The following is a 1,904-nucleotide window of genomic DNA, read 5'->3' on the forward strand; positions in this document are numbered from 1 at the left end:
CCAAGACCGCCGTCGCCGCCAATCACACCGTCGAGCGAGCCGACGACGCCACCGATCGTGCCACCAATGTCGCCGATGCCGCCAAGACCGCCGTCACCGCCAATCACACCGTCGAGCGAACCGACGACGCCACCGATCGTGCCACCAAGATCGCCGATGCCACCAAGGCCGCCGTCGCCGCCAATCACACCGTCGAGCGAACCGACGACGCCACCGATCGTACCACCAAGATCGCCGATGCCGCCAAGGCCGCCGTCACCGCCAATCACACCGTCGAGCGAGCCGACGACGCCACCGATCGTGCCACCAAGATCGCCGATGCCGCCAAGGCCGCCGTCGCCGCCAATCACACCGTCGAGCGAGCCGACGACGCCACCAATCGTACCGCCAATGTCGCCGATGCCGCCAAGGCCGCCGTCACCGCCAATCACACCGTCGAGCGAGCCGACGACGCCACCGATCGTGCCACCAAGATCGCCGATGCCACCAAGGCCGCCGTCACCGCCAATCACACCGTCGAGCGAACCGACGACGCCACCGATCGTGCCACCAAGATCGCCGATGCCGCCAAGGCCACCGTCGCCGCCAATCACACCGTCGAGCGAGCCGACGACGCCACCGATCGTACCGCCAATGTCGCCGATGCCGCCAAGACCGCCGTCGCCGCCAATCACACCGTCGAGCGAGCCGACGACGCCACCGATCGTGCCGCCAATGTCGCCGATGCCGCCAAGACCGCCGTCACCGCCAATCACACCGTCGAGCGAACCGACGACGCCACCGATCGTGCCACCAAGATCGCCGATGCCACCAAGACCGCCGTCACCGCCAATCACACCGTCGAGCGAACCGACGACGCCACCGATCGTGCCACCAAGATCGCCGATGCCACCAAGGCCGCCGTCACCGCCAATCACACCGTCGAGCGAACCGACGACGCCACCGATCGTGCCACCAAGATCGCCGATGCCGCCAAGGCCACCGTCGCCGCCAATCACACCGTCGAGCGAGCCGACGACGCCACCGATCGTACCGCCGATGCCACCAAGGCCGCCGTCACCGCCAATCACACCGTCGAGCGAACCGACGACGCCACCGATCGTACCGCCAATGTCGCCGATGCCGCCAAGGCCGCCGTCACCGCCAATCACACCGTCGAGCGAGCCGACGACGCCACCGATCGTGCCACCAATGTCGCCGATGCCGCCAAGACCGCCGTCACCGCCAATCACACCGTCGAGCGAGCCGACGACGCCACCGATCGTACCGCCGATGCCACCAAGGCCGCCGTCACCGCCAATCACACCGTCGAGCGAACCGACGACGCCACCGATCGTGCCACCAAGATCGCCGATGCCGCCAAGGCCACCGTCGCCGCCAATCACACCGTCGAGCGAGCCGACGACGCCACCGATCGTACCACCAAGATCGCCGATGCCACCAAGGCCGCCGTCGCCGCCAATCACACCGTCGAGCGAGCCGACGACGCCACCGATCGTGCCACCAATGTCGCCGATGCCGCCAAGACCGCCGTCGCCGCCAATCACACCGTCGAGCGAGCCGACGACGCCACCGATCGTACCGCCAATGTCGCCGATGCCGCCAAGACCGCCGTCACCGCCAATCACACCGTCGAGCGAGCCGACGACGCCACCGATCGTGCCACCAAGATCGCCGATGCCGCCAAGGCCGCCGTCGCCGCCAATCACACCGCCAAGCGAGCCGACGACGCCACCGATCGTACCGCCAATGTCGCCGATGCCACCAAGGCCACCGTCGCCGCCAATCACACCGTCGAGCGAGCCGACGACGCCACCAATCGTACCGCCAATGTCGCCGATGCCGCCAAGGCCGCCGTCACCGCCAATCACACCGTCGAGCGAGCCGACGACGCCACCGATCGT

Annotated in this window: 1 protein-coding gene; it reads right to left on the minus strand. The window is 68.2% G+C overall.

The window, feature by feature from the left end:
* The coding region (locus BM413_RS33375) for a hypothetical protein (RefSeq protein ID WP_175544537.1) at positions 1 to 1,904 on the minus strand (1,904 nt) is incomplete at both ends.

The organism is Mesorhizobium sp. YR577 (assembly GCF_900116595.1).
In the GTDB taxonomy this organism is placed as follows: Bacteria; Pseudomonadota; Alphaproteobacteria; order Rhizobiales; family Rhizobiaceae; genus Mesorhizobium_M.